At 31.0% G+C, this 21686-nt stretch carries 19 protein-coding genes, 2 pseudogenes and 2 riboswitches; of the genes and pseudogenes, 7 read left to right on the top strand and 14 right to left on the bottom strand.

What is annotated here, in order from left to right; all coding sequences use genetic code 11:
- Positions 1-301 precede the first annotated feature (301 nt).
- A riboswitch (SAM riboswitch) is annotated at positions 302-407 on the bottom strand.
- 252 nt (positions 408-659) lie between these two features.
- The 8 genes from LQK79_RS18970 to LQK79_RS18935 all read right to left on the bottom strand — a co-directional run bounded on the left by LQK79_RS18970 (position 660) and on the right by LQK79_RS18935 (position 10341).
- Positions 660-1349, bottom strand: coding sequence for a response regulator transcription factor (locus tag LQK79_RS18970; protein WP_231017509.1), 690 nt, complete (start codon positions 1347-1349; stop codon positions 660-662).
- A gap of 298 nt (positions 1350-1647) precedes the next feature.
- Entirely contained in the window at positions 1648-2817 is a 1170-nt protein-coding gene (locus LQK79_RS18965) for an ABC transporter permease (RefSeq protein ID WP_231017508.1), read from the bottom strand.
- Between the two features lie 26 nt (positions 2818-2843).
- Positions 2844-3533: an ABC transporter ATP-binding protein gene (locus LQK79_RS18960; RefSeq protein WP_231017507.1), complete on the bottom strand. Its 690-nt coding sequence runs from the start codon at positions 3531-3533 to the stop codon at positions 2844-2846.
- A 23-nt stretch (positions 3534-3556) separates the two neighbouring features.
- Entirely contained in the window at positions 3557-4858 is a 1302-nt protein-coding gene (locus LQK79_RS18955; protein WP_231017506.1) for an efflux RND transporter periplasmic adaptor subunit, read from the bottom strand.
- A gap of 18 nt (positions 4859-4876) precedes the next feature.
- On the bottom strand, positions 4877-6352 hold the full coding sequence (locus LQK79_RS18950) for a sensor histidine kinase (protein WP_231017505.1): 1476 nt from the start codon (positions 6350-6352) through the stop codon (positions 4877-4879).
- Between the two features lie 762 nt (positions 6353-7114).
- Positions 7115-7567: an NUDIX hydrolase gene (locus LQK79_RS18945; RefSeq protein WP_231017504.1), complete on the bottom strand. Its 453-nt coding sequence runs from the start codon at positions 7565-7567 to the stop codon at positions 7115-7117.
- A 164-nt stretch (positions 7568-7731) separates the two neighbouring features.
- The gene (locus LQK79_RS18940) at positions 7732-8829 is read right to left on the bottom strand and encodes a putative NPN-dependent ornithine cyclodeaminase (RefSeq protein WP_231017503.1); all 1098 of its coding nucleotides are present in this window, start codon (positions 8827-8829) and stop codon (positions 7732-7734) included.
- A gap of 174 nt (positions 8830-9003) precedes the next feature.
- Positions 9004-10341, bottom strand: coding sequence for a Na+/H+ antiporter NhaC family protein (locus LQK79_RS18935; protein ID WP_231017502.1), 1338 nt, complete (start codon positions 10339-10341; stop codon positions 9004-9006).
- Positions 10342-10596: 255 nt separating this feature from the next.
- On the opposite strand from LQK79_RS18935, the gene LQK79_RS18930 reads away from it, so the two are divergent.
- Complete coding sequence (locus tag LQK79_RS18930) at positions 10597-11304, top strand: MBL fold metallo-hydrolase (protein ID WP_231017501.1); 708 nt, start codon at positions 10597-10599, stop codon at positions 11302-11304.
- 112 nt (positions 11305-11416) lie between these two features.
- Here the strand turns inward: LQK79_RS18930 and ade are convergent, their stop codons facing one another.
- From ade to LQK79_RS18905, 5 genes are all read right to left on the bottom strand, one after another.
- On the bottom strand, positions 11417-13174 hold the full coding sequence (gene ade / locus LQK79_RS18925; RefSeq protein ID WP_231017500.1) for an adenine deaminase: 1758 nt from the start codon (positions 13172-13174) through the stop codon (positions 11417-11419).
- Between the two features lie 51 nt (positions 13175-13225).
- A riboswitch (purine riboswitch) is annotated at positions 13226-13325 on the bottom strand.
- 190 nt (positions 13326-13515) lie between these two features.
- Positions 13516-14598, bottom strand: coding sequence for a HAMP domain-containing sensor histidine kinase (locus LQK79_RS18920; RefSeq protein WP_231017499.1), 1083 nt, complete (start codon positions 14596-14598; stop codon positions 13516-13518).
- Positions 14595-15281, bottom strand: a complete 687-nt coding sequence (locus tag LQK79_RS18915; RefSeq protein WP_231017498.1) for a response regulator transcription factor — start codon at positions 15279-15281, stop codon at positions 14595-14597. Before LQK79_RS18915 ends, LQK79_RS18920 begins: the two co-directional genes overlap by 4 nt.
- A 16-nt stretch (positions 15282-15297) precedes the next feature.
- Positions 15298-15858 carry a class I SAM-dependent methyltransferase gene (locus tag LQK79_RS18910; protein ID WP_231017497.1) on the bottom strand — a complete coding sequence of 187 codons (561 nt, stop codon included), beginning with the start codon at positions 15856-15858 and terminating at the stop codon, positions 15298-15300.
- 36 nt (positions 15859-15894) lie between these two features.
- Complete coding sequence (locus LQK79_RS18905; RefSeq protein WP_231017496.1) at positions 15895-16539, bottom strand: TVP38/TMEM64 family protein; 645 nt, start codon at positions 16537-16539, stop codon at positions 15895-15897.
- 260 nt (positions 16540-16799) lie between these two features.
- Between LQK79_RS18905 and LQK79_RS21240 the strand changes: the two are divergent.
- Both LQK79_RS21240 and LQK79_RS18890 read left to right on the top strand, forming a co-directional pair.
- A pseudogene (locus LQK79_RS21240) lies at positions 16800-16931 on the top strand (PhzF family phenazine biosynthesis protein); the annotation flags it as partial.
- Between the two features lie 242 nt (positions 16932-17173).
- Positions 17174-17440: pseudogene (locus LQK79_RS18890) on the top strand (transposase); the annotation flags it as partial.
- A gap of 115 nt (positions 17441-17555) precedes the next feature.
- Here the strand turns inward: LQK79_RS18890 and LQK79_RS18885 are convergent.
- Complete coding sequence (locus LQK79_RS18885; RefSeq protein WP_231017495.1) at positions 17556-17816, bottom strand: hypothetical protein; 261 nt, start codon at positions 17814-17816, stop codon at positions 17556-17558.
- A 60-nt stretch (positions 17817-17876) separates the two neighbouring features.
- Here LQK79_RS18885 and LQK79_RS18880 point away from each other — a divergent pair, with 60 nt between their 5' ends.
- From LQK79_RS18880 to truA, 4 genes are all read left to right on the top strand, one after another.
- Positions 17877-18179, top strand: a complete 303-nt coding sequence (locus tag LQK79_RS18880) for a hypothetical protein (protein ID WP_231017494.1) — start codon at positions 17877-17879, stop codon at positions 18177-18179.
- A gap of 132 nt (positions 18180-18311) precedes the next feature.
- Complete coding sequence (locus LQK79_RS18875; RefSeq protein WP_231017510.1) at positions 18312-19085, top strand: class I SAM-dependent methyltransferase; 774 nt, start codon at positions 18312-18314, stop codon at positions 19083-19085.
- A 776-nt stretch (positions 19086-19861) separates the two neighbouring features.
- Positions 19862-20533: a CatA-like O-acetyltransferase gene (locus LQK79_RS18870; protein WP_231017493.1), complete on the top strand. Its 672-nt coding sequence runs from the start codon at positions 19862-19864 to the stop codon at positions 20531-20533.
- A 121-nt stretch (positions 20534-20654) separates the two neighbouring features.
- A complete protein-coding gene (truA, locus tag LQK79_RS18865; protein WP_231017492.1) occupies positions 20655-21401 on the top strand; it encodes a tRNA pseudouridine(38-40) synthase TruA in 747 nt (248 codons plus the stop codon).
- Positions 21402-21686: the final 285 nt, after the last annotated feature.

Below are 21686 nucleotides of genomic sequence, written 5' to 3'. Positions count from 1 at the left end.
CTCAGCTCGACAAATTCCAGTTTATCAGGATAAATTTGGAGATTGCAATTTTAAAGTTTCAAGTTGTCTATCTATATTAAAATCCATTAATAATTAAAATTAAAAAGGCCAAGTTTCATATCACATGAAGCATTTCCATGCGAACAACTGAAACTTGACCTCTGGTTTATCCAGTGAATCAACAAAATATCCATATAGTATTTTTATAAATTAAATGAGTGTTAAAAAGTTTCAAACTAAATTAAGACACTTAAATAAAAAAACTTTCCGTAAGAAACTACAGAAAGTTAAACTCTATCGTTTCTTATCTTTCAGGTTACTCCTGCTGGAATTAACACCTTAAATAAAATAATTATTCAGGTTGTTGGACTTCATCGGGCCAATCCCTCCATCTCTCTTGATAAGATTCTAAACAACTATTAAGATATTGCCTATCATTCAAATATGATTAGTATTTTAATTTACAATATTAATTATACTAGCTTTACGCTTTATGTCAATATGCTTTTTAATAATTTCATTTTATTGAAGATTGTGGTAATGATTTATAGGTCGAAAAATTATAGCTTTCTTGAATAAATAGAAAAGCCGACAACAATCATAAGTTTTCAGCTCTTCTGCTAAAGCATAAAATCTACCTTCACTCTACTCTGCGATTACTATCCCTTAAACCTGTATCCCACTCCCCATACCGTTTCTATATATTCCGGGTTGGAAGTATCTCTTTCTATCTTTTCTCTTATCTTTTTTATATGAACAGTTACTGTAGCTATTTCTCCTATGGAATCCATATCCCATATTTTATTAAAAAGCTCTTCTTTACTAAAAACCCTATTTGGATTTTGAGCTAAAAATACTAATAAATCAAATTCCTTAGTAGTAAATATTACTTCTTTTCCATTTACAAATACCTTTCTTGATGCTTTATTTATATTAATACCTCTAACTTGTATCTCATCATCAAAATTTTTATTTCCCTGTGTAAGCCTCTCATACCTATTTATATGTGCTTTTACTCTTGCAACGAGTTCACTGGGACTGAATGGCTTTGTCATATAATCATCCGCTCCAAGTCCAAGTCCTCTTATTTTATCTATATCTTCCTTCCTTGCAGAAACCATTAAAATTGGTATGTCTTTAATCTTTCTAACTTCTTTGCATATATCAAATCCACTTATTTCTGGAAGCATTAAATCTAATATAATAAGGTTATAATCTTTAGATTTTGCATATTCAAGGCCACTTTTTCCAGAAGTTTCTATATCTACACTAAAATCACTTAGTTCCAAATAGTCCTTTTCAAGCTCAGCTATGCTTATTTCATCCTCTATGATTAAAATTTTCTTCATGAAATCACCCCATAGATACAATTCACAGTTCACAATGCACAGTTCACAGTTAAGGATGATTTTCTTTCGCTTTGCTGCAGAAAATCTAAAACTTATAGCTAGCGCCATTTCAAAATAATCCCCTGTTAAATTCGTTCAGCTAACTGAACATCATGCTAAGTTTTTATATAATTTTAGATTTATCTGACGAGAGGAGGATAAATCAACCTTCACTGTACTCTGTACTTTGTACTCTGATTTTTAGTTCGCATTATTTATCTATTATACACCAACTTAAAATTTAAATGTACATTTTTGATTACTCGAACCTAAGTGCTTCCATTGGACTAAGCTTTGATGCTTTATTTGCTGGATACATTCCAAATATAATTCCAACAGCAACTGAAAATGCAACAGCTCCAAAAACAACATTTAAAGATATCGATATATTCATTTTAAGAAGCTTTTGTACAAGATATCCCAATCCATAACCTAAGGCCACACCAAGCATTCCTCCAATAGCACTTATTCCTGCTGATTCTAAAAGGAATTGAAAAAGTATTGTTCTCCTTTTTGCACCTATAGCTTTCCTTATTCCTATTTCTCTAGTTCTTTCTATTACAGATACAAGCATTATGTTCATAATACCTATTCCACCTACAAGTAATGATATTGCTGCTATTCCTGAAAGCATTGTAGTTAAGCTGCTAGTAGTTTTATTTACTGTATCTAATATACTTGTTTGGTCAAAAATTCTGTAGCTGTTTGATGTACTGCCAAATTTAGTGTTTAGAAAAAGCTGTAAATACCCCATCGCCTCATCAACTGTATCCTTACTTTTTGCCTCAACATAGAATGTTCTTACACTTGTAGTTTTTGTAAGTCTTTGAGCTGTGCTTAATGGTACTATGATTCTATCATCCCCTGATCCCATAGAAGAACTACCTTGGGCTGTAAGTACACCAACAATTTGAAAATCAACACCATTTACATTTATAGTTTGACCTACAACGTCAGTTGAACTATAAAGTTCATTTGCAACATCAATTCCAACTACAGCAACCTTGTATCGATTATCCTGGTCTCTTTGATTTATGAATCTTCCAGAACTTACACTTAAATTTCTTATTTCTGCATAACTTGGAGTACTTGCTTCCATACTAGTGCTTGCTGTATTATCTCCAGCTTTTATATTAGCAGTAGATGAAAGTTCCGGTGCTATGTCCTTTATTCCGGGTTTTGCCTTTATTTCATTAAGTTCCTTAGATGAAAATGACTTATTTCTATTACCTGTTATACTTACTGTTATTAAATTTGTTCCCAAGCTTTCTATTTGCTGTGATACACTCTCTTTTGTTCCTTGCCCCATTCCTACAAGTACAATAACAGAAGCTATACCAATTATTATTCCTAGCATAGTCAGGAACGATCTTATTTTATTTGACCATACCGACTGTACTGCCATCTTGACAAGTCTTGTAAATTGCATATTTTAACCTCCTTCTACCTCATTTTTTATACAGCTTTATTTACTTCATCCGAGGTTATCCTTCCATCCATTACTGTTACTATTCTTTTAGCCTCTTTTGCAATACTCATATCATGGGTTATAAGTATTATTGTATTTCCTTCCTCGTTTAATTCTCTAATCATTTGCATTACTTCTTTTCCAGTTTTACTGTCTAATGCTCCTGTAGGCTCATCTGCTAATATTATTTCTGGTTTTGTAACAAGCGCTCTAGCAATAGCAACCCTTTGTTTTTGTCCGCCTGATAACTCAGATGGTTTATGTTTTATGTGAGATGTAAGTCCAACCTTCTCCAATGCTTCCATAGATCTTTTTTTAATTTCACTGCTCTTAATGCCTTGATATATAAGCGGCAATTCAACATTTTCAATAACAGTAAGCTTTGATAATAAATTATAGTTTTGAAATATAAAACCAATTTTATTATTCCTTATCTCAGCAAGTTTGTTATCATTACAGCTTGTGTTTATTTCATCTAAGAAATATTCTCCAGATGTCGCATTATCAAGACAACCTATGATGTTCATAAGAGTTGATTTTCCTGCTCCAGAAGGTCCTACTATTGATACAAATTCACCCTTTTTTATATCGAGATTTATATCAAATAAGGCTTTATACTCATTTTTACCCATTTTATACACTTTACCTATATTTCTCATCTTAATAACTAAAGCCATAATCTTTTCCCTTCTTTCACATTTTATTTGCCTGATCCACTATTGCCCGATCCATTGTTACCTGATGAATTATTATTTGATGAATTGTTGTTTGATGAACTATTTGAATTGTCTTCATTATTTTTGCTGCTAGAGCCACTTTGTCTGCTTCCGCCGCCGAGGCCACCAAAACTTCCAAAGCCGCTGCTTGATCTTTGTGAATTTGTACTAGTTGACTGAGGTAACTGTATCATAACCTGATCGCCTTCTTTAATACCTGAAGTTATTTCAACAGTAGTTTCATTTTCAAGACCTGTTTCAACTTCTACAAGCTTTCCACCTAAAGTTGATATTCTTCCGCTGCTATTTCCACCAAATGATCCATTTGAACTACTTCTTTTATACGAATTGTTTCCACTATTATTACTTTTACTCCAAGAACCTTGCTGTGATGTTGTACTGCTGCTATTTGTTTTCAGCATAACATATTTCTTATTGTTTCTCTCAATAAGTGCCTCTACAGGAATTGCAAGTGCATCAGACTTTGATGTTACTTTTATATTTACATTAGCATTCATTCCTATTTTTACACCATCTGGATTATTTATAGTTACAATTACATCATAAGTTGTCACGTTATTACTTGTTGTGCCCATCTGAGATATACTATCTACTGTACCTGTATATGATTTTCCACTTATAGCATCAAATTTAATATCGGCTGTTTGTCCAACTTTTACCTTAGATATATCAAGTTCATCAACTTGAACATCCACTTTCATTGAACTTAAATCTGCTATCGTAATTAGAGCTTTTCCTGCTTGAACACTATCTCCATTGTTGTCATTCTTAGCTACAACGACTCCTCCTATTGGAGCTGTTAAAGTCATTTTATTTTGCTGCTCTATCTTATTATTTAAATCACTTTGTGCTGATTGAAGTGACAACTCCTGCATCGCCTCGTCATTAGCATTCTTAGCATTATTAACTTGAAGCTGCTGCTGTTGAACTGTTAAGTTGGCTTTACTTACTGCTGCATCAATGTCATCACTCTGAACCTTTGCTATAGTACTTCCTTGGCTTACTGTATCGCCTACATTTACGCCTAAATTTTGAACTGTTCCACTGTTATTTGCCACTACATCCTTAGTTTGCGTTGCCTCAACTGTTCCTGTTGCAGAAACTGTAACATCAATATTTGATCTTTGAGCTGTTACTGTATAATATCTAGTCGTATTACTAGCTGCTTTCGCCTTTGCTGACTTATTGTAAAAATAATATCCACCACCGCCTAATAAACAAACAGCTGCAACTACACTTACTACTTTTATAACTTTACTTTTCATATTTATTTCCCTCCAATTTTAATTATAAATTTTTATAGTAAACCACATAGCTGTACCAATCTTTTCTTCACTTTCAGCCCATATTCTGCCTCCATGTTCCTCTATTATTTTTTTACATATTGCAAGTCCTAGACCACTTCCACCTGTTAGGCTGTTTCTTGAATAATCTTCTCTATAAAATCTATCAAAAATACAACTCAAAGCATTTTTGGAAATTCCCTTACCATTATCCTTTATACCTATAATTACCTCATCGCCTTTTAAGTACATATTTACCTCTATCTTACCTTCTTCTTTATCCATATACTTTATAGAATTTGAAATTATATTCATAATGACTCTATTTATATTTTGTACATCTATTTTTACAATTACTTGGCCTTTAATGTTATTCTTATAACTAAATTTTATTTTTTTCTTCTCAACATCAAATCTTATTTCTTCCATCAAATCTTCCATATAGCTTGTAATATCAATTTTCTGAAAGTCAAAATGCATTTTATTCATATCAAGCTTTGAATAAGTAAGAAGCTCATCAATAAGATAATCCATACTTTGAGACTTAGTATAAATTGTATTTATATACTTCTCCATTTTCTCAGGAGTATCTGCCACCCCATCTCGTATTCCCTCCACATAACCCTTTATCGATGTTATAGGAGTCTTTAAATCATGAGAAATATTTGATATAAGTTCCTTTCTATTGTTTTCGTATTGATTTTGTAGTTCTATGGATTCTTTAAGTTTTTTTCTCATATCATCAAAATCTTCACACAATTCACCTATTTCATCTTTTGAATTTGCTTTTACTTCGAAATCAAGATCTCCATTCTTTATATTTTCTGTTCCTTTTCTCAATGATTTAAGTGGTATTAATATTGAACGTGAAACAAGAAAAGTAAGAAGCCCACTTATAAGGATTATTATTAATACTGCTGAAACTATAAGAGCAGTTAAAAACTCTTTGTATATATTAAATAACTTACTTGTATCTATAACAAATATTAAACTTCCTTGAGTTCCATCAGAAAAGTTAAGCAAAAATTCCCTAGCTACAAGTTCACTATTTGCCATAAAAAAATCCGGCATCTTTGTAATCTTATCATTAGCATGAGATAACTTTAAGTTTAAATCCGAAGCATCATTTTTGCCTCCATCAAATATAACCTTTTTTTCCTTTTTCACAACAATATATGAATTTTTTTTCGCAAACTCATTATTTATATTCTTAAGGAAATTCTCATCATAAACTTTATTAGGGAACCTTTCAATTTCGCTTATAATACTATTAATTTTTTTAAAATTTATGTTTCTAAGTTCTGCGTATGGGTTTATAACAATTTCTCTTCTTCTCAAATTTGTACTCATATTATATTCACTGTGTATTTTTTGTAAGTACAAATTTTGAAGTCCCAAAAATGTTATAACGCATAAAAGCAGCGGTATAAGGCACATGGCTATATTAGATAAGACAAGCTTTGTTTTTATTGACACTTATCTCTCCCTCCTTTACTGAAGAGTATATTTATATATTACCCTTATCTTATAAATTCCTGATAAACTAAATATAAAAATTCTATAAAAAAAAGAGCAAAGTAACGATGCTTCGTCGCATTAAAAGAATTCTATAAATCTAAGGTTGAAAAATTGTAAAATGCTAAGATATTTCAATAACTCGCTATCGCTCAGACAATTGAAATATCTAAGTATTTTACAATTTTTCAACCAAGATTTATTAGAACTCTTTTAAACCGCTCCTTCAGCATTGTTACTTTGCTCTTACGGTGGTTCAAGGAAAAAATTCCTCCGTACCTACGGAATTTTATGTGGGAATCTTTAGAACGCGCTTTAATATAAAAAACTGTAATTTACATTAGATGATATAATTTATTTTAAATAACAAAAATGAGAGTATAGATAAATAACTTATAAGATTTAAATTCACAGCACCAAATTTATCCTGCAAGATTATGGTTTGACTCAGATTACAACTGACAGAGTAAAGAGTAGATTTACCCTTCGTTTTACTCAGGTAAATCTTAGGACTTAATTGGCTCAGCTTCGCTGAACACTGCATTTTATGCCATGCGTAAGCATTAAGTTTAAGATTTTTCAAAGTATAGCGGAGAAAAATTATCCTTCACTCTACTCTTTGCTCTCTACTCTTCTTTTCAAATTTCAGGTTGTCTATCTATAGTAGGTCCTTCACACTTTACATAGTTCATGTAAATTATAAGAAAGCATTTAATTTTGTTTTTAAAACATATTTGATTTTATTCTATTATCAAGTTCAAAAAGAGCAACTTTATTAGTTTGCCAATATAATAGTTCATTTGCTTTTTCGTATGTAACCCAACTATATTCAGTATGTTCTGATGATAACTTTACAGATTTTGAATTCACCTTTACTGCAAAACAATATTCAGGTAAAACAAATGTATCTGGTGACCAATACTGCCTATGTTTTTCAGAAATGCAATCAGCGGGTACATAAAATGTTGAAGTTAATTGATAATAGGGAAGTGTCTTTTGAAGATTTGCTTCCTCAAATGATTCTCTGATTGCCGCCTCTAATGGAGTTTCTTTGTCTTCTCCACCTCCCGCAATAAATTGCCAATAAAGAGCAACACTTCTCTTAAAAATACAATATTCTGGTTTCCCGTCTGTTATTTTATATGGTATAACTAATACTTGCATAGGTGCTCTCAAAATAATCCACTCCCCGTTCTTATATCAAATTAATATTTACAATAATATAGACTCATACATTAGATTATAATGTAATTATATTCCAAGTTCAATTCCACACAAAAAAAACAGCAATAATTCTTATGAATATTACTACTGCTTTTTATGATATTTTCTATGAAATTTTATTGTGTCTTATTAGCAACTTGTACTAGAAAATCCTGAACATTTGTTACAATTGACGTAACTTCAATGCTGCCTCTGTCTCTAAGCTTATTAGCAGCAAATTCAGAAACATCTACATTATAAATGAATACAGGTCTTACTTCATCCTTTTCTACTTTATAAATAGGCGTCATATTTCCAGTTGCGATTGTATGCAGCATTGTAGCAAGGCATATTACAGTAGTCGCTTTTCTACAATGATACCTCATTGTATCTTGAGCAACATATACATCTGAAATAACTTCCGGTAAAGGTCCATCATCCCTTATAGAACCCGCAAGAACTAATGGTACGTTATTCTTAACGCAAGCGGAAACTACCCCTTTGTCAATGCCTTCCCCATAAACAAAATTTTTAATAGAACCAGCTCTTCTCACCCTATTAATCACATCTATATGATGATAGTGTCCATTATAGTTGCAAACCTGAGTATATATATCTTGCCCAAGTGCAGTACCAAGATAAGATCCTTCAAGATCATGTGTAGCTAGAGCATTTCCAGCAAAAATAGCATTTACAAATCCATCATTTATTAACTTTTCCATTGCCATCTTTGAATCATAATCGAAAACAACTGCTGGTCCTAAAACCCATACGACATATCCATTATTCTCTTTTTCATATTTTAATAATTCATATAATTTATTGTATGCCCTAGAAAAAGTACTTTCTCTAGATTGGCCTGTCCTAAACGCAAATTTTTGATTGTCGGATTTTTCTTCGTCTTCAATATAAAATGGATTTATATTTAAGTATATTCCCTCACTACCATCCTCACTTCTACCTAAAATTACTTTATCACCCACATTTAAATTTCTAAATTCTTTTACTTCAAGAGTTTTACTATCTTTTAAGACCACAACACAGTCCATACGACTCTCTGATGTTAAAATCCATTTGCCATCAATTTTAAAATATTCAGGATATATTGAAGTGGCATGATAATTATAGGGAGCCGTACCGTTTATAGTTACAGCTTCAGTTTTTATATCCGGCGCATTTAGAAAAAATTCCTTTGAAAAATCAGGACAATTATACTTTGGCATTACGAAATCCATGAAGCACCTCCAGAATTGATTATATTATATGCTGTATTAATAATTTAATAAAATTTTGCTTTAAAATTAATTATTTTTTATACATATCAGCTTTTAAATATAATTATATCATTAAAAGTATCTTTATGGTATCATATAAGTCAATTTAATTTTGCTTGTATATTTCTTGCATTTTTAATATTCACTAGAAGTTTTCTCACCTTCTAGTTTTAAATCATCTTTAACTGTAGTTTTAAATTTAGGAACTCCAAATATTATAGCAAATATTGATGCAACGCCTAAAAGATATGGGTAACAAAGATACTTCATTATCATAAATGGTGAAATTTTTGCAAAGCTAGAAGCAACCAAAAGCTGAGCCCCATAAGGTATGCACCCTTGTACAAAGCAAGCAAAAGTATCTAAAAGGCTTGCAGTTTTTCTTCTATCTACACCATAGTTTTCTGATAGATCTTTAGCTAGTGAACCAACTATAATTATAGAAACAGTATTATTAGCAGTACATAGATCCACTAAGCTAACTAACAATCCTACGCCAAATTCAGCACCTTTTCTGGAATGAACTCTTTTGCGTATTGTATGTAATAAATAATCTATACCGCCATTGAATTTTATTAATTCACCTATACCGCCAATTAGTATGGATATTATAGATATATCCTCCATACCCGCAACACCTTTTGCGCAAAGTTGAAATACAGTAAATATATCAAACGAACCATAAATAAGACCAATTATAGCCGCTAATACTATGCCGCCAACTAAAACTAACACTACATTAAAGCCTGTTAGTGCAACTATAAGTACAGCTATGTAAGGTAATATCTTAATTAAATCATAGTTATAGGCTCCTGAATTGTTTATATGCATGCCAAAAGTTAAAAAGGCATATATAATTAATGTTAAAATTGCTGCTGGAAGTACTATCTTAAAATTAGCTTTAAATTTATCTACCATTTCACAATTTTGAGTCTTAGTAGCCGCTACAGTAGAATTCGATATCATTGATAACCCATCGCCAAACATAGCGCCACTAACTACAGCAGCAATTAAAAATTCCATAGGTAAACCTGTTTTTTGGCAAATTCTAACTGCAATAGGTGCTAGAGTTACTATCGTTCCAACAGAAGTTCCAAGTGACATAGATAAAAAGGACCCAATTATAAACATACCCGCCACCATAAGACTATGTGGGAAAACAGCTAGTCCTAAATTTACAGTGGAATCTACAGCCCCCATAGCCTTACTAACTTCAGCAAAAGCACCTGCTAAAATAAAAATCAAGCACATAAGTATGATACTAGAATCTCCAGCACCCTTACAGAATCTTTCAACTTTTAATTCTATAGGTACTTTCTTATTTTGAAGTATGGCTATAGTTGCTGCAACTATTAACGCTGAAACTACAGGCATTTTATAAAAATCTTTTGTTATAAGTGAAACACCAAGAAACAGCACAATAAATACCCCTAGTGGTAATAGGGCTACAGCATTACCTTTTTTTTCGTTCATTACTTTGAATATCTCCTTTTATGCATTTATTGAAGGGTTACCGTACCGAAACTTAATAGTTGAGTCTATAACCCTATATGTCCAAGCATTTAAAATCAGAATATCATATAATGCGACAAAATAAAAGTTAACAACAGTTTTTTTGTAATTTTTTATCATCACTTTTAATAATATTTCTAAATGATATAATAAATTATAACGCTTTAAATAATACAAAACTCTATAATATTAGTTATATGAATGGAGGTAATAGTCTTGTTTAAATTAAGATGGATAGGTCAAAATGGTTTTATGATTACTTTAGGAGACAAAACAGTGTGCATTGATCCATATCTTTCAAATTCTGTTTTGAATGTTGATGGTTTCAATAGATTAATTCCACCACCCATATCACCAAGTGAATTAAATGTAGATATTATAGCAACAACACATGACCACGTAGATCATCTAGATAAAGAAACATTAAAATATACAAATTTTAATAAAACTTTTTATTTAGGTCCTACGAGCTGTGTTGAGCACTTTAAACTACTTGGAATTAAAGAGGAAAAAATCATTCAATTAAATGCTGGCAACTCTATTAGACTAAATGACGCTGTTATTACTGCGGTTTACGCCGATCATTACAAAGACAGTATAGGCATTATAGTTAATTATAACGATATAACTATATATTTTGTAGGTGATAGTTTATTCAATAAAAGATTATTTGAAGTTAAAAGTTTCAATATAGATATTATTGTAACTTGTATTAATGGCAAATTAGGAAATATGAATTATATTGAAGCGGCCAAGCTTTCAAAAGAAATTAACCCTAAAGTCGGTATTCCATGTCATTATGGTATGTTTGCAGAAAATACAGAAGACCCATCTAATTATAAAGAAGAGCTAAAAAATAGTGGTATAAAATATTTCGAACTAGAATTTAACAAAACTTATAATGTTAGAGATATCATTTCTTAAATCAGAGTAGAGTAATGGTTGCGCATGTCTTAAAATATAGTGTTCAGCGCAGCTGAAACTATTAAGTTTTAAGATTTACCTGAGAGAAGCGAAAGGTAAATCCACATTCACTCTACCCTATACTCTGCTCTTCAATTTTTATATGAGAAAATCTTTTAAATTCAAAAAGTCCCATATCAGTAAGTTTAATTTCTGGAATAACTGGAAGAGTTAAAAATGACAGAGTTAAGAATGGATTAAAATCCGCATCAAATCCAATCATACTTAGAGCTTCATTTAAAATATCAAGTTCTTTTTGAACTTCCAAATAGCCCTTCTCAGACATTAAACCTCCTATTACAAGCGGCAATGTTGCTATAACTTCTTTATCTTTTGTAATTGCAATTCCTCCATTCATCTTTTTAAGCTGATTTACTGCCAAAAGCATTTCTTCATCAGAGGTTCCAGTAACAACAATATTATGTGAATCATGAGCTACTGATGTTGCAATTGCTCCATTTTTTATGCCAAATCCTTTAACAATCCCAAGTCCAATATTTCCTGTTGAATGATGCCGTTCTATTACAGCCAGTTTTAATTGGTCCTTAAGGATAGACGTATTAAACTTTCCTTTGTTTATATCAACCTTTTCAACTCTATGGTATGTCATTAAGCTATTTGGAACAATCTCTATTACATTACATAAGTCAGAAGATAAGTGTATCTCAAAATCATTTTTTTGTAATTTTTTCATATTTATCTTTGGTAACCTTGACGCTAATTCTTTACTACTTTTATTCTTTTTAACTACTTCCTTATCTATTTTTTCACTTTGAACGACACATTTACCATTTTTTATAACCTTATCAATTGAAATTCTCTGTAAATCATCTAATATTAACAAATCCGCCTGATACCCCGGTGCTATTGCTCCCAAATTGTGAAGTTCAAAAAATTCCGCTGCATTAAGTGTTACCATCTGAATTGCCGTAACAGGATCAAGACCTTCCTTTATTGCGAGCCTAACATTATGATCTACACTTCCCTCAGCAATTAAATCGTCAAGCAATTTATCATCCGTAACAAGCATACATCTTCTTGAATTTACTTTAGTAATAACAGGAAGCAGCTTTTTTAGCTGTTTAGCCGCAGTCCCTTCCCTTATCATTAAATACATACCTAATTCTAATCGATTTTTTGCTTCATCTAGAGTTATGCATTCGTGATCTGCATAAATTCCAGCAGCTGCATATACATTTAGTTCTTCTTTACTAAGACCTGCAGCGTGACCATCTATAATACTTCCATTAAGCTTGGCATTTACAATTTTCTTTAGCATTTCTTCATTTAAATTAACTATAGATGGAAAATCCATAACTTCTGCAAGGCCAAGCACTCTTGGATGTGAATAAAAAGGTTGTAAATCTTCTGCGGTTAATTTTGCTCCACTGTTTTCAAAGGTCGTTGCTGGAACGCAGGAAGGAAGCATAATGAATATATCTACTGGAAGGTCTTCTGAAGAATTCAACATAAAGTCAATGCCATTTGTACCTGCTACATTTGCAATTTCATGTGGATCTGCCATTACCGTAGTAACTCCATGTTTAATAAGAACCTTTGACAATTCATATGGAGTAAGCATGGTACTTTCTATATGCATATGTCCATCAATAAATCCTGGAACTATAAATTTATCTTGTGCATCTATGATCTTTTCTCCATCATAATCACCAATACCTGCTATAGTCCCATCCGCAATAGCTATATCACCTTTTGTAATGTCTCCAGTAAAAACATTGACTATCCTTCCATTTTTTATAACAACATCTGCCTTTATATCTTTATTAGCTACTTTTATTCTTTTCTTTAGAATCTGCACATCCATCTTCATAAAATACACTCCTTATATTAAAATAAAAAAATCCTGATTACGAAGAAAAAATGAATACTCAAATTTCTTCGTAATCAGGATTTTACGGCTCCTGGTAGAGACCCCCAAACCATATTATTGGGGTTATACGAAACAGTTTTTCCTATTAATTTTTAATTATTATAGCTCACTATAAATGCCTTGTCAATTTAAGTATATCTTCAAGCCTGCCCTTTGAAATCATTCAAAAAGGATGATTTTTCTCCGCTACGCTTTGAAAAATCTTAAGCTTAAGGGACAGTAGATAGTTTTGTGTAAAAACAAAACTATCCAGAGCCTCTTTAGGCTTTATGATAAATTCGCTATATTGCCTGCAATTTTATTTTAAAAGTTATGGTGTCTTTATTAGCTTCTGCCCAAATGTCTCCAGTATGAAGCCTTACTATTTCTTTAGAAATTGCTAAACCTAATCCTGAACCTTGAATATTACTTGATCTTGAGATATCTGCTCTATAGAATCTTTCAAACATCCTATCAAGTTCATCTTGAGAAATATATTTACATCTATTAGAAAAGGATATTAATAATGTTTTATCATTCTGCTCTACATTAATTTCTATAATAGAAGGTTTATAGCTGTATTTTTCAGCATTGCTTAATATATTGTGAAAAACTCTTACCATCTTTTCTATGTCTATTTTTACTAGTATTGGAGTGTCAGGAATATGTGAAATAACGCTTAAGTTTTTACTTTCAAGAATAGGAAGATATTCACCTATTACCTGATTAAGTATAGAACATATATCTACCTTTATTAGTTCTAATTTTATTTCACCACCAGCTAATTTTGTATATTCAAACAATTCGTCTATTAATTTCTTTAATTTAATGGAAAGGTTATAAGCAGATTTAAGATAATCCATTTCCTTTTCTCTATTATTTACTTTATCATTTTTTAAAATATCTAAATATCCTATCATTGCTGTGAGAGGTGTTCTTAAATCATGAGAAACATTCGTTATAAGCTCGTTTTTTGTTTTTTCTGCTGCTCTTTCTTTATTAATTGTATTTTTTAGCTTTTTTGACATTGAATTTATATTGATGCAAAGCTCTGCTAATTCATCATTACCACGTATTTCAAGAACTAAATCAAAATTTTCACCAGCAAACCTTTTGACTTCATTTGCAATATATTTAATATACCTTATTTCATTTCTAATAAAAAATAGAAAGAAAAGAATAAAGACAACCATTCCTACAATGAAAAGAATTGAAGCGAATATATTATATTGAGCTGCACTTAAAGATTCTGTTCTGCTCAAAATATAGTTATAAATTATATATTTTGAAAATAGTGAACATGCTATTATAGCTAAGAAAAAGCTCAATGTGATAATAAAAAGAAGTTTTATACTTATTTTTCTTGTAACTATATTATTTCTCATATTTTATATCCTACTCCCCAAACAGTTTTTATATAAATAGGCCTTTTAGGATCTTCTTCTATCTTTTCTCTTATTTTTGTTATATGAACCATTACAGTATTATCGGATTTATAAAATTCTTCTCCCCATACCTTCTCATAAATCTTCTCTATACTAAAGACAATTCCCTTATTACGTGCAAGAAACTCCAAAATGTCAAATTCTTTCGGAGTAAGTCTCACTTCATTATCACCTACAAGGACCTGTCTTGTATCAGTATTTATGGTTAAGTTACCAATTTCAATTAAGTTCTTAGGTATATTTGTTGCTGCAGCATATCGCGTGTACCTTCTAAGCTGTGATTTAATTCTTGCAATTAGCTCCATAGCATTGAAGGGCTTAGTAATGTAGTCATCAGCTCCAGAAGCTAGTCCTTGAATCTTATCTAAATCCTCTGACTTTGCTGATAGAAAAATTATTGGCATCATGTTATGTTCTCTAATTTTCATACAGACATCTATACCATTCATACCAGGCATCATAATATCTAAAATTACAAGGTCAATTTTATTCTCTTCTATAAGCTCTAGTGCTTGTTTTCCATTTCCGGCCTTAAGTACATCATAGCCTTCATTTTCTAGGTATATACCTGTAACTTTTCTTATTTCTGAGTCATCATCAACTATAAGTATCTTATTCGGCATAATAACTCCCTTTCTGTTAAGTATTTTGGCATTTTAGAACATAAGCAGGTGGCAAATTGAATATTACTCTTTCTATGCTTATGTGTTTAAAGTAACTTGCAATATATTCTTTCTTTAGTAAGGTGTACTGAAATGTTATGAATAATCCATGATCTTTTAATATAATTTCAGTATTTTTTAGAATTTTGTTGGAAACTTCTTTAGGTAGACTAGCAAAAGGTAAACCTGATATTATATAATCTACCTTTGGAGCAGCATACTTTTTTAAATATTTATCTATATTTTCTGCAGAATCATTTATTATTATAACGTTGTTATACTTATTATACTTTTCTTTTAGCTGATTATAAAACTTTTTATTGAATTCAATTAGTATCAATAGCGTATCTTGCTTTTTTTTATTTACAAGTTTTTCTGTAAAAACTCCGGTTCCGGGACCATATTCTACAATACACTTTGCACTTTTAAAATTTATATGACTAATCATTTTGTTTGCAAGTTCTTTTGAACTCGGGGCTATAGCACCTATAGTTCTTGGTGATTTCAAATATTCTATTATAAATTTTATTAATTTCATGTTGATTTCTCCTCCTATAATATCAAATAATTGTTTTTAGATGTGAACAGTTTGTTGCTTTTGTACTTTTTTCCAAAGATAAATGTAGACTATACTTATTAAGGCTATGATAGCTGCTGTTATTACTGTGCCAGTAGATGATGACATAACGCTATTTCCAAGAAGGTTGTATAATATCATCATTGGAATATTAGCTGCTACAACTGTAATAATGTATTTTTTATAGCGTGTTCCAGCAAAGCTAGCTAAGAAGCATGATACATCTGAAGGAGTTATTGGACATGAAATGCCTATTGCAAGTATTTTGGTGTCGTTTTTTAATATCATATTGTAGAGCTTTGGATACTTGTTCACTAAATAATTTTGTATTGCAGAACCAACAAATATCTTTGATAAAATATATATAAAGGTTTCGCTCAAGACAATTGATATAAAAGTAAGAATAAATCCCTCTATAGGATTAAACATTATTCCTCCTAAAACCATAAACACTGCACTAGGAATTAAAGCCAATATTCTTAAAGAAGATAAGGCAATAAATATAATTTCCTTGTAGTTTCCATGGGTGCTAAGAAAGTGATTTAAACTGTTTGTGTTACAGCTTAGTAAATTTAATTTAAATAACATATATATTAATGCTAAACAAATAATGGCTGCTGAAAATTTGATAAATCTTTTCATATTCAAATCCTCCTCTACTTGGTTTTCAAGTATTATTGTAGAGGTGAATTCTTAAATGCTTACACGAATAAATATTAAGATTTATTAAGAAATTCATAAGATATCTGAGTAGATTGTTTGAGCCTAATTGAAATTAACAAAGTTTAGGAATTGTTTTAGGTTCTCCTGTACATTTTTCAGCTGTAGGAGGAACTATGAAATCATTTTTAGATCGTGCATTTTTAGTTACATCAGTAAACAACGGCATGCTTAGGCATAAGGCAGGAGTAATAACTAATGCAGATGGATTAACCGATTTTGAAATGCAGAAAATTGCGAGAGAACTTAATAATTCTGAGACAGCCTTTATTTTTTCTTCAAATAGCAGCGAATATGATGTGCATATATTGTTCACCATAATCTTGTTCATCACAACGATTCTTTGCTTAAAATTTAAGGCTAACCAGGAGGAAGCTATAAAAAGGGCAGGCATTATTGAAGTTAAGGTAAAAATAGAAGATAAAGAGCCGGTAGTCCCTGGAAATGCGATAATAGTGTTTAAATCCAAATTAGTATTGAATGATTAAAAATAAACCACCTTGAAACTTGAAATTTATTTGTACCAAAATGCCGTCTTCTGGGCATTATAGTGCATTGGTTAAAGATATGTACCGATCTTAAAAATAGAGGTGTAAAAGAAATACTAATCGCATGGATGGATGGATTAAAAGGATTACCAGAAGCTATTAAAACCATATTTCCAACAGATGAATCCTTAAATAAATGTATATACCTAGCTACTATGGAGATTATAGAAAAATGGACTCAGCCTACACCTGATTGGGGTCGAACTTTAGCTGAATTATCAATAGTATTTACTAAAAATAATAAACTATTACTGAAAAAGCTAAATTTCCAGTAATAGTTCAATCACAAATGTGTTAATAACACAAAACTATCCAGAGCCTCAAGCTTAATGCTTGCACATGGCATAAAACATAGTGCTCAACGCAGCTGACACTATTAAGTTCTAAGATTCACCTGAGAGAAACGAAAGGTAAATCTACCTTCACTGTGAATTGTGAACTGTGCACTGTGAATTGATTCAACCTTGGAATTGAATTAAAACTTTTATTAGCATTTTGCAGCCAAACAGCGGCTATTGGTCCTCCTATATTGTCGCTATCAGAAACAATTATGATTATATCTTTTAATCCATTTTTATTTGTTAAATAAAATACTACCGGTACATGATTACCAGCTGTAAGTTTTCCCGATACAAATCTAACATTGCCCATGAATTTAGATTTACCATAAAAGACTGATTTTCAATAGGGGTAAAACCTGTTATATTTTTTATGTTATTAGAACCATCCTTTGAAGTTGCTGCATCTGTGCTATTTTTAGTGGAAGCCTTTGGTGTAGATGCAGCTGAACTGCTTTCGGCAGAGTCCTTTGGCGCAGCTGTGTTAGGCTTAGATGCCATAGAGGATGGCTGTTTATTTAGTTTGGGAGAATTGGTTGAATTAACTGCCCCACAAGCCGTCAGCAGCAAAGATAGCATGACAAGCATTAGAAATATCTTTTTATTCATTGTTTTACCTCCTATGACTATATTTATTAATATTATATGTGTATCTTTAAAAATGTGCAAAGCTTAATTTATACTAACTCATTATTGTTTATCTATAGTATAATATTTGTTATAAAACTTTGATAAGCATACTTTAAAATTTTTAGGTGGCTTGTCTATAAACGAGGAGCATAAAAACGTGGGAATAGAAAATAAAGAGATAACGATGGAATTAGAAAAATACTACAATAAATTTTGTGAGGATAAAAGATTAACGACGCGATATGGACAAGTTGAGTATATTACCTCCATGAAGTATATTCATGAGTATCTAGAAAACAATCCGAATGCAAAAATCTTAGATGTTGGTGCAGGTACAGGACGATATTCTGTTTCACTTGCAAATGAAGGCTATGATGTTACTGCAATTGAACTTGTAAAACACAATCTAGGTACTTTAAAGGCAAAGGGAAGTACAGTAAAAGCATATCAAGGAACAGCCTTAGATTTATCGAGATTTTCAGATAATACTTTTGACATAACTTTAGTGTTTGGTCCAATGTACCACTTATATACCTTTGAAGATAAAGTACAGGCACTAAAGGAAGCCAAAAGGGTAACAAAATCCAATGGTTTTATCTTAGTGGCATATTGCATGAATGAATATAGCGTAATAACCTATGGTTTTAAGGAAAACAATATTCGTGCATGTGTTGATACTGGCAAACTTAGCGAGGATTTTCATACTATATCACAGCCACAAGATTTATATGATTATGTAAGGCTTGAAGATATTAACAAGTTAAATGATGAAGTAAATTTAAAAAGAATAAAAATAATTGCAGCAGATGGTCCGGCTGATTACATGAGACCTACTTTGAATGCTATGGACGAAGAAACCTTTAAGCTTTTCCTTAAATATCATTTGTCTACCTGCGAAAGACCAGAGCTTCTTGGCGCAAGTGCGCATACTGTTGATATTTTGAGGAAGTAATTAAAAAAAGAAATCAATAAAAAATAAATTAAAAAAATTATTACTACAAAATGAATTAATGTATGGTTAATCATGTCATAAATAAATTATAAAATTCATGTTTATTTCTCGTTAAAATTTGATATAATATAAATAAGAAATGCTTAGTGCTGATAACACTAAGCATTCCTAGAACATTTATTTTGTTTTAGGGCTATTGGATAAAATATATTGTGTTGTATTTAAGAGCTTAAAGCACTAATCATTGGAGGATGGGTGCTTTTTCTCTTTGCTGTTAATTTCTATATGAACACCAAGAAACTTTATCTCAATAATCATTTTAGAAATAAATAGATTATGGTTTAACACTAATCTAATGATATAAAGAGTCACAAAACTTTTTATAATTAATTCTAGCATATCCAATACCACCCCTTAAGCTACAGTGAAATAATTCACCAATAGCCCAAGGAGGATAAAACATTCAAAACCTCCGTAGCCATCCATCTACGGTTAACAAGTTTGCACTTGGATATTATACCATAATTATGAATACGCATATATAGGTAGTTAATGGAAAACAATATTATAATAAATAATAGCCATTTGTGGCTATGTGATTACTATATAAGGAGGTGAATCTGTATGAAAAGATCATCGAAATGTATTGTGAAACAAAGCTCCGTGCAGAGACTACATCAAAATAAAAAATAGATTTTGTTCGGGGCTTGATTGGGACTAATTGTGTGGTCTTTGCTTTATATTTACAAATTAAATGTAGATAGGAGCATGAACATATGAATTCAAATTTTAATAATATTGACATGAAAACATGGTCAAGAGCAGAAACATATAAATATTTTACAGAAACAGTATCAACCGTTATTTATTCTATTAATGTAACAATGGATATCACAAGTCTTAGAAATGCATTAAAAATTAAAGGATTAAAATTCTTTCCTGCATATTTATATTTGATAACTAGAGCTATGGAAAAGCATCCTGAATTTCTTATGGGAATTCAAGATAATGTATTAGGCTATTGGGATTATAGAACTCCTTTTTATCCAGTGTTTCATGAGGATGATAAAACAATAACATTTCTTTGGACAGAATATAATGATAATTTTGAGATTTTTTATAAAAATTATATTTTAGATATAAGGAAATATGGAAAGATTCACGGCACTATGTTGCCAAAAGGAGCACCTCCTTCTAATAACTATATTATATCCTGCGTTCCGTGGTTTTCTTTTAACAGTATATCCATGCAGCTTCAAAATGCCCAAAATTATTATGCACCAATTTTTGAATCTGGTAAATTTACTGAAATGAATGGTATAACTACAATGCCTTTATCTATTACAGTTAATCATGCTGCAATAGACGGCTATCATATAAAGCTGTTTTTACAGGATTTACAGTTGTCAATGGAGCATCCTGAAGAGTGGATTAAGGATGTAAAATAGTAAATTAGGAACAGATTACAGTGAAGGTGTAATTAATTCTATTATGAAATAGTTTATCTATATTAACCTATCTATATATGATAAAATGTATTGATTGGTATTTATGAAAAGGAGGACTCAAATGCAAAATTATAAGATGATGATAGCCTATGATGGTAGAAAATATATTGGTTATAATAAATCCAAAGGTAACCTGGAAAAGAGTATTCAAGGTAAGTTAGAATTGATATTATCAAAGCTCTATGAAAAAGAAGTAGAGGTTATTGGTGCGGTTAATACTGATGCTGGGGTACATGCTAAAGGACAAATTGTTAATTTTATAGCACCAGATAGTAGGTTAAACGAAAAAGAACTTTTTGATTATTTCGAAAAATATTTAACTGATGATATCATTATATTATCAATAGAACCTGTTGATGAAAGATTCCATAGTAGATATTTAATGAAAAGTGTAACTTACCAATATCGCTTATGGAAGAAAGATGCTCCTAATCGTCCTTTGTTTGAAAGACGATATGTTAACTTAATGAATCAAACAATAGATGTAGCTAAAAGTAAAGAAGCTGCAAAAAAGCTTGTAGGTGAACATGATTTCTTAGCTTTTACTACTAATAAGAAAACAAGGAAATCAATTAAAAAAATTCTTTCTCTTGATGTAAGAGAAACTAGTCATGAGATTATTATTACTATGACAGCAAATGGATTTTTATTAAATATGGAAAGAGTAATAGTAGGTACATTAATTCAAGTTGGACTTGGTCAATTACCTATGAATATAATTCAGAAAGCTTTTAAGTCTAAGGATATGAAAGATGTAGGTCATAAAGCTAGTGCAGATGGGCTTTGCTTATTAAGTATTGAATACTAAATGCGAAGTAACAATGCTTCGTCGCGTTAAAAAAGTCCTATAAATCTAAAGCTCAAAAATCATAAAATACTAAGATATTTCAATAACTCGCTGAAAAAATGCTCAGACAATTGAAATATCTAAGTATTTTACAATTTTCGAGCTAAGATTTATTAGGGCTTTTTTAAATCGTTCCTTCAGCATTGTTACTTCGCTCCCACTGTAGTGCAATCATGACCACCGGCTAAGCCGGTGGTTTGCTCAGCCCTGTAAGGGCATATTACTGGCTGGGCTAAAAGCCCTCTG

Source organism: Clostridium guangxiense (assembly GCF_021043395.1).
Taxonomy (GTDB): Bacteria; Bacillota; Clostridia; order Clostridiales; family Clostridiaceae; genus Clostridium_S; species Clostridium_S guangxiense.
This window is presented reverse-complemented; position numbering and strand designations above follow the sequence as displayed.